Source organism: Thalassolituus sp. UBA6592 (genome assembly GCF_002433655.1).
Taxonomy (GTDB): domain Bacteria; phylum Pseudomonadota; class Gammaproteobacteria; order Pseudomonadales; family Oceanobacteraceae; genus Venatoribacter.
The window spans coordinates 1-8,120 of record NZ_DJIO01000104.1; the positions used below are offsets into that span (position 1 = coordinate 1).

The following is an 8,120-nucleotide window of genomic DNA, read 5'->3' on the forward strand; positions in this document are numbered from 1 at the left end:
CTTAAGTGAACAGCATTGCGGCGATGGCCGGGTTTTTTGTGGCTGTTTTCCGGCGGATGCGGTGATAAGTCTGTTGAATCAGAACCAGTAGAAGATGGTCTTTGTCACCGATGATGGAGGGCGTATTTCAGGCAATAAAAAACCCGCTTATTGCTAAGCGGGTCCAGAGACAGGGTCGAATCATTGCTTAATACCCAGTAATTCTGGGTTTTATATTACTGTTTCTTATCTTTGTACCCCCATATGTACCCCCAAATAAAAATCTAACCCCGGTAATGGGGTGTTGCGCTGAGGTGGCTACAGGGGGGAAGTCAGGGGTAAAACAGAAGCGGCACCCCTTGAGGTGCCGCGTTCGGGCTTAGCAAGCCACGCTGTGGTCAAACAGCCAGCCGCTTTCAGTTTCTTCCAGCTCAAGCGTTAACTCTCGGTTTTTACGATCAAGTTGTGCCAGCTTTTGCAGAAGGTTAGCAATAGGGCCCTCACCGATACTTTCCATATAAAGATCACGGATAGACTTATCCACCAGGCGAGGGATCGCTTGTTCACCTTTTTCATATTTGGCTATGATTTGATCACTCTTTTCCATAAGCATGCCGAGAGTCCGCTGAGACAGGTCCAGCTCGCCACGAAGGAACTTGAACTCCTTCGCTGTTAACTCAGAATCTTTAGTAGCCAGACCTTTACCAATGGCTTTATGCAGTCCATCAAGATCATGGATTGAAACGACCTTACCTGAAGGTGTCTCTTTCTGCTCATAGCCGTTTTTCAGGTAGACATTCTCAAGTCCACACATTGTGTAATGATACATGTTCAACCCTCCCAAGTGGTTACAACCAGACATGTTGAATCTTCACGCTCTACTAATTTAGCGACAACGGTAACTTTGTCGCCCGCTGTGACGCAGCTCAGTTTGCAGCGCCATCCCCGTTCTTTATCCGTGCACCAGCACGCCTTATCTATTTGTTCACCATCCCGCAGAACTTTCAGTACTTGTCTGGAGGTGATATCACGCTGCTCCATACGCTCAGTAGCGTGTTGTAAAAACTCTACATTATGGGTTTCGGAGTTAGCGATTCGGCGTATCTCTTCCCTGACGTCCTCGGCCTTAAAGCGAGGTAATTGGATAACCATGAGTTACTCCTTTGCTCAGGGCTCTGCATAGTATAGCTATAATTATTATAGGTAAATGGGGTTTGAGTAATATTTACACAAGTCGGGAATTTGAGCGAGTAGCTTTTGAATATAGGCCCGAATTGGTCTGATTGATAGGAAAGTCAGGGGTAAAACAGAAGCGGCACCCGAAGGTGCCACTATGACGGCAATCAATCCCTGACAACTATTCAGGGGCACTGCCTACATTCAGTGTACTCTAAAGAGATCGCTAAACAAGCTGTAGGTTTACCCTTGGGGGGCATTTGATTGAAACGGGACCTCACGAACGGCTTTTACTTCTGAGTAACCTGGTCTGGGATGATATGTAGTGTAATGGTCGACTGATACCGCACCAATGATGGATGGGGCGGACCTGTCCAATCGTGGACTGTTTGGAAAGTGCCTGCTCCAGACAACTATTCCGATTTATTCCTTCGCTTACGCCTCCTGATGGCCGTCATAATCCACTCTGGCAGCAGCATAAGCCAGAGTAGTGGAAACCCTAAGGCGGGGAAGAAAAGCATTAACAGTGGCGATCCAATGGCGATAACAAACAGCCAGACCAGAGCGGTTGTCACTATGTGGGCAATACCGATTTTCAGCTCCAGCGTGATCAGTACGGCAGCCAGCAGCACAATCAGCAGCACAATCAGCAGCGCAGAAGCGGCGGCTTTTAATACCCGCTTAAGCCATGGTCTGTGTGAAGCTGATGTATCTGGTTTTACAGGCATCGCAACCTCCGTGTATTGACTGCGTTGTGTCTCTCCGGTGTACACTCATGCTGTGGCTGAAGGCAGGAAAAGGCTTCTGTCGCCGGACTGCTATTAAGCAGGCCAGCGTATGTGGGAGACGCCGCCCCACTCAGCCATCCCTTTCTGTCAGCTTTTCAGGCTGTACAGGCCGTCATTTGCGGTCACCATCCCCAGCTCAACAAGTGCGTCCAGTACACCGGCAATCTGGCCGGGTACGGTCTTACCCGCGTTGAACTTAGAGGCAATGGCGGCCACGGTCAGCTCACCGATTTCCAGTGAGGAGCGCACGGCAGCGACCTGCTCACGCATTTGCTTAGGCCATTTGGCCTTCTTCACTTTGGTTGCTGGTGTCGGCGCTCCGGTTTCGACTGCGAGTTCGCCCTGTGAGGCCACCTGCGCTTTGTTGTCGCTCTTGTCCGTAGCGTCTGGGTTCTGATATTCAGGGCGCAGCCAGCGGATATAGCCATTGGCTTCTTCCGCAGCACGTTGGGCGTTCAGTTCTACCAGGCGTTTCAGTAGCTCTTCTTCGGCTTCTGCCTGAGCTTCCGGTTTATCCGGCAGCGGCGTTGTGGCGCCGGGCAGACCAACTAACTTGTCGGCTAAATCATCCCAGCCATAGGCGGCAAATACAGCGCGGTCGAGGTCGTCGTGAATTTCACGCAGAACGGACACCAGCCCCTGCTGGTGAATCACCTTTTCTTTGTCTGTCAGCGTTTCACCGGCACGGATTTTTTCCAGCACGTTGTACATACCGGTTAAGGTTAATTCCGGGAACTGTTCCTGTTGGTGTTGACGGTGGGCGTCTAAACGCTCGCCCAGATCGCGGATTATTTGCTGCAGTTCCGCTGTGGCGTCGGGGAAGGGAAAGGTTTCGAAGCAAACGGATTTATTGTAACGCGGCCTGTCTTCAAGCGTGCCGCCAGAAGATAGGGCCCACATGATGTGAAGACGACTGGAGAGGATGCCCATGTAAAATAGAGAGTTGACTGCTATGCAAACCAGTAAGTTACTGGGAGAGGCGTCAGGTGGTGCTACAGTGAAAAATCTGTGCTTTGACGTCTCAACGGTAAGTATGTATCTATTCAAGCCGTTAATCATTTGGCGCAGATCTTCCCGCGATCTTCGGTGTAACCACCAATTGTCTCTTAGGCGTTGATCTCTATTGGTTTCTCTATCTGGTTTCACTCGATCTTGAAGCCATTGAAATATGCGTGGATGAAGCCGTTGCAACTCATCGCGTGTAAGACCATGCGCATCAATAAGGTAGTTTGAATAGTCGCCAGCAATTAACTCTCGACCATTCAAGTAAAGACTAGTGATCTTCGAGGAATCTTTTTTTACGTCTTCTAAATGTCTACGTTGATCTTTGGTGATAACAAAATCTGAGTGTCCCGGCTCAAAACCTTTGGTACAAATATTCGAGTTCGCGCGTAGAAATAGGGCATTAGATAAGTTGGCACCCACTCGTAAGTCTGCGGATAGAACTCCCTGCTGTTCCGTCAGTTTTACTTCAATTTCGTCCTGAGCATTTTCGGCAGACTTTTCTTCCCTTACCTGTAATAGGCGACTATTCGTTTTGAATCTGGAGCCAACCGTCATGGCTATGCGTACAGCCGCACCATCTGCAGAATCGACCCAAGGGTGATCGGGAATGGCAAAGGCTAATGTCAGCGGATTTTTCGCTTCCAGCTGGGCCTGAATCACACGGCGATTAAAAGTTTGTTTAATCGAGTTGGTGGTAATAAAACCAAACTGTAAGGCTTTGCCTGCGCGTACGGTTTCGGCGGCGATGTGCCACCAATGCATTACAAAGTCAGCCGATTCCGGTACTTCTTTCCATGTACTGCGCACGGCATCAACATAACCATCGCCAAGGGCGCGCCGCATGGTAGAGGCACCAATAAACGGCGGGTTGCCGACAATATAATCCGCCTGTGGCCACTCGGCTTTTTGCGGGTTGATATAGCGGTATTGCTCTACCTGGCAGCTTTCGTCTGGAATGGGTTCGCCGGTAATAGGGCTGGGTTTATAGCTGTGACCATCCCAGCGGGTCTGTGGAATGCCGGCGTCGTTGGTAATCACTTCCTGTTTGTCGTAGGTGATTAAGGCATCGCGGTTTTCGATGTTGTGGAAATCGCGTAGCACAGGTTCAGGCGGGTTAACTTTACCGTGGGTGCGGAAGTGCCATTGCAGATAACCGATCCACAGCACCATTTCTGCAATACGTGAGGCGCGGGGGTTAATCTCCAGACCTAAGAATTGGTGTGGGTCAACCGTTACGCCTTCCAGCTCCAGCAGGCCCTGTGATTCGCCTAAGTCGTGCAGCAGGTTGAGCACTTCACCTTCCAGACGTTTCATATGTTCCAGCGTGACATACAGGAAGTTGCCGCTGCCACAGGCCGGGTCGAGTACGCGGATATCACACAGGTGCTGGTGGAAGGCGCGGATTTCTGCCACGGCTTCTTTGTGTTTGCCCTGCTTTTCGTAGGTTAATGCGGCTGTCTGTGTTTCCTGCCATTCATCACGTAAAGGTTCAATAATGGTGGGCAGTACCAGGCGCTCAACATAGGCACGCGGCGTGTAGTGTGCGCCGAGTTTATGGCGTTCACGCGGGTTTAATGCGCGTTCCAGCAGGGTACCGAAAATAGCGGGTTCTACGTAACGCCAGTCAGCTTCTGCGGCGTTGAGCAGTAATGTCATCTGATCCCGATCGAGCGGAATCGCATGGGCACTGGCGAACAGGCCACCATTAAATTTGAGTATGGTTTTTCTGAGAATTGGTGAAAAGCCACCGCTGTTCATAGTTTTCCATAGCTCTTGCAGCATAGGAGCGAAGACATCCGGGCTGTTTTTAAGGTCTTTCAACAGCTCAGTAAAGCTGCGTTCCGGCAGCAGGCCCACGTCTTCTGAGAACATGGTGAACAGGGCGCGCATCAGGAAGTCGGCCACCAGTTGTGGCGGGTTGCCATCGGCTTCCAATGATTTGGCCAGCCTGGCTAACTGATCGGCAATATCGCGGGTAACTTTGGCGGAACGGCGGCTGGGGTCGAGACTGAGCGGGTTTAACCAGACGGCGCGCAGACGCTCCTGAATTTCTGGTTTGTGTAAGTCCTGCAGGTTGATGCGATGGCTGAGCGCGTCAGGGTAGGGCGTGTAAGTTGCGCCCGAGCGGCTGAACTCGGAGTAGAGTTCAATGCTGCGGCCAACGTCGGTGACAATAATAAACGGTGGCCGGCCTTCATCTGCCGGCAGGGCACGGGCGTACTGATCGGCCTGATTGTGGGCGCGCAGCATGGCTTTATCCCAGCCCGAAGAGTCCAGAGCCAGGCCGCTTTGTTTGGCTTCCAGCACGAAGCTGTCACGCTTGTAGAGATCGATAAAGCCATTGGTTTCTGTACCGTCTGGCTTTTTGATGATTACCCTGCGTTCGAACACATAGGCGTTATCGCGGGTATCTTCACTGGCTGGGTCCGCTTTCGGGAGTTCCAGAAGTTCGCACAGCTCCATCAGGAACAGCTGATAATTCGCCCTCTCTGTCCCCATGCTGTCTTTCCAGCGGGTGATAAAGGCTTCGGTGGCTTCTGTGCTGATTACCGGGACGTCCATCTGATACTGCTCCGTTTATGATGGCGCTATTGTGCCACTGCTGAGTAGTTCATTAAAACCTGCGGGGTGCTGGATAGACCGTGAAAACTGAGATTCTGTGTCCCGAGTTACCAATGTAGGGGACCCGTGGCTGCGATTCCCGATCCTCTGAAACTCTTTTAGTCGGCGGTTTCTCCGACGGTATCTGTTGCGATACCCAGCCTCGTGCCACGGCTCGTCAGGGCCATTTCCTCAACCCGCTTCCTGCTCTTCTCCATGCTTTCCTCATATATCTCGTCCAGTTCTTCTTCAGATGGCCCCGGGAATTGGTTCGGGTCTGCAGGGATATCGACATTCTCCCGCCAATGCTGTGGCTGCCGGTTCTTCAGCCAGAAGCGTGCCGCGCCAACATCTGGAGGGAGTGTCTTCTTTAATTCGAACACTTTGGGCCCATCTGGGGTGGCAATGATCTTTTGTTCGGTTGTGGTGTAGCCAATTGCACGGCGGAACAGGGCAACAGCTACGTCAGCATCTGCAATGGCTTTGCCCTGAGTGAGTGCCTCGGCAAACTCTCCATGGCGCTTTTTCCAGTTGTTAATGGTCTGTTCGCTGACTTCGAAAAAAATGGCCAGCTGAGAGTCTGTCATGCCCAGCAGGCAAAGCTTTCGGGCGGTCTCTGCGTACTCAGGCTTGTACAAGGATGGCCGGCCGTTTTTCCGCTTTTCCACTTGCTGATACCCCTCTGTCGGACTCAAAAAACCTCGGTATATCTCCGGGGCTGCGGTTCATATATGGGCCCAGTATCTGGCGTACCCCATGGTAATTTATAAAGGTGTCCGGTTTCCGGACGCGGTGTTGCTTTCTATCGGTCCGGTTTTCGGAGCGACGGTGGTGTTGTCATATTCATTTGGTCAGGCTCATAGTCTGTATCGGTCCGGTTGCCGGAGCGACTGGCTCCGGTTTTCGGACAGGGTGTTCTGTTGCTCTTTGGCTGTTTGGTTTTCTACGGAGAAGCTTCGCGGCGGTGCTGCTGTTGGAGCGATGTCGATCTTTCCGTTGCATTCATCGATGGGTTGCCATGTCACAGCGTACAGTGCACATATGCCGCCGGGGTTAGTGAAGCGGCCGGGGCGCGTCTCGATTATCAGTCCATGCTTCAGCAGCTGCTTCTTGGCAGTGTTGAGCGTGTCGCTGCTTCTGAAGCCATAGCTGCGCATAACCGCCGGTGCCAGACATAAATCACCATTATTCCGGCCGTTGTATTGCGTCAGCATGGCTATCAGGACTTTGACTGCTGCTCCTGTCAGGCTTTGATAATCGGGGTGTTGTAGTACTGAATGAGGGATTGCTACGAAGCGCCCAGTTTCCCCGCGCCCCTTCACCCTAGCCCGCTTGTTAGCAGGCATCGCAATCTGACTCTGATATCAGAACGTATCGTGCTACACGATGTTCACGTGTGGCTGTTTGTTCTCGTGACCAGATGGTGGTGATTTCGTAGCCTTGCTCTCTCAATTCCTTAATGCGCCCACTGGGGTGCAATATATCGAGGAGGTTACGGGCTTCGAGCGTGCTGATACCGCGGCCGCCAGCGCTCTCTAACGACGTCAGAAATCTTTCACGCTGAGCAGTGCTCGTGTTTGGGTGTTTCATACCTTTCATGGCTATTTGCACTCCACATCGTAGCCGGCAGCAGCTGATTGCTGATCAAGCCAGGCCATAACATCGATGGAGCGCCAACCGATAGATCGGCCACCGAGGCTGATTGGCTTTGGGAAGAGGTTGTCATCGATTCGGCGGTGAATGCTGTTGCGGGACAGGCCGGTGACTTTCTCGACCTGTGGGCGGCGCCAGATTTCGTATGGGGAAGTTGGTGTGTGCTTAGTCATTCAGATAGTTTCCTGTGTTGATTTGAACTGACATGGGGAGTATCTGTTCAGGACAGGAGGCGGTGTGAGTCAACGATTCAGAGAAAAATTAGAGAAACCTTGACCCCAGCTGTTGTTTGATTTTTCTGTTAATGGATTTAACAGACCCTATGCTAAAGGACTCTAAGTCGAAGATTACCCGCACTATATTGGCTACATCACTATTGCGCGGAGAACCTAAATGTTCAGTGAAGTATTGCGATAGCTTGTATATGAAGAAATTTCTACGAGAGTTTCTGTACTTTTTGTTCTGTGAAAAATCAATTTCATAGTTCTGGATTAAGTCGAAAACCTGAATTGTCTCATTGAGCAAATCTGAGAGCTTTGGCGTTCTAAGTGTTCGTAGGTTGCTCGAGATTTTATTTAGATTCTTTCTCAGTAATTGAATGTCGTCAGAAATATTTGGATCTTTAGACAGGTGCTGTAGGGTATGGATCATAGCTGAGATAGTGGTTGACATTCCTGACAGCTCGTTATCTATCACTTTAAATTGATGCAAAGGATAGTCGGTTTCAGTTCGCTTAATGAAAGACGTTAGAGCAATTACATCGCGTTTCTTGTCCAGAAATTCCTGAGTTCGATTCACTCCGCTAAAATCGCCGACAAGCCAAGCAGGTGGATGAATTGATGAGACCATGAGCGCACCGAACATAAAACGGTGAGCCTCAATGTGAATGTTGAAATGAATTAGTTCAGACCTGATCTG

General features: G+C 50.8%; 9 protein-coding genes. All 9 read right to left on the reverse strand.

The genetic code is table 11. The features are described from left to right. Nucleotides 1-358 precede the first annotated feature (358 nt). The gene (locus B2Z72_RS09625) at nucleotides 359-808 is read right to left on the reverse strand and encodes a hypothetical protein (RefSeq protein ID WP_296981748.1); all 450 of its coding nucleotides are present in this window, start codon (nucleotides 806-808) and stop codon (nucleotides 359-361) included. Nucleotides 809-810: 2 nt separating this feature from the next. Next, complete coding sequence (locus B2Z72_RS09630) at nucleotides 811-1,131, reverse strand: DUF4258 domain-containing protein (protein ID WP_296981747.1); 321 nt, start codon at nucleotides 1,129-1,131, stop codon at nucleotides 811-813. A gap of 437 nt (nucleotides 1,132-1,568) precedes the next feature. After that, nucleotides 1,569-1,883, reverse strand: a complete 315-nt coding sequence (locus B2Z72_RS09635) for a hypothetical protein (protein WP_296981745.1) — start codon at nucleotides 1,881-1,883, stop codon at nucleotides 1,569-1,571. Between the two features lie 147 nt (nucleotides 1,884-2,030). Beyond that, a complete protein-coding gene (locus tag B2Z72_RS09640) occupies nucleotides 2,031-5,510 on the reverse strand; it encodes a class I SAM-dependent DNA methyltransferase (RefSeq protein ID WP_296981742.1) in 3,480 nt (1,159 codons plus the stop codon). 158 nt (nucleotides 5,511-5,668) lie between these two features. Then, complete coding sequence (locus B2Z72_RS09645) at nucleotides 5,669-6,187, reverse strand: hypothetical protein (protein ID WP_296981740.1); 519 nt, start codon at nucleotides 6,185-6,187, stop codon at nucleotides 5,669-5,671. 219 nt (nucleotides 6,188-6,406) lie between these two features. Further along, the gene (locus B2Z72_RS09650; protein WP_296981738.1) at nucleotides 6,407-6,763 is read right to left on the reverse strand and encodes a hypothetical protein; all 357 of its coding nucleotides are present in this window, start codon (nucleotides 6,761-6,763) and stop codon (nucleotides 6,407-6,409) included. Between the two features lie 121 nt (nucleotides 6,764-6,884). Beyond that, complete coding sequence (locus B2Z72_RS19305; protein WP_414716702.1) at nucleotides 6,885-7,148, reverse strand: helix-turn-helix domain-containing protein; 264 nt, start codon at nucleotides 7,146-7,148, stop codon at nucleotides 6,885-6,887. Between the two features lie 2 nt (nucleotides 7,149-7,150). Beyond that, a complete protein-coding gene (locus tag B2Z72_RS09655; RefSeq protein ID WP_296981736.1) occupies nucleotides 7,151-7,375 on the reverse strand; it encodes a helix-turn-helix transcriptional regulator in 225 nt (74 codons plus the stop codon). Between the two features lie 88 nt (nucleotides 7,376-7,463). Then, the coding region (locus B2Z72_RS09660) for a hypothetical protein (protein ID WP_296981734.1) at nucleotides 7,464-8,120 on the reverse strand (657 nt) is incomplete at its 5' end.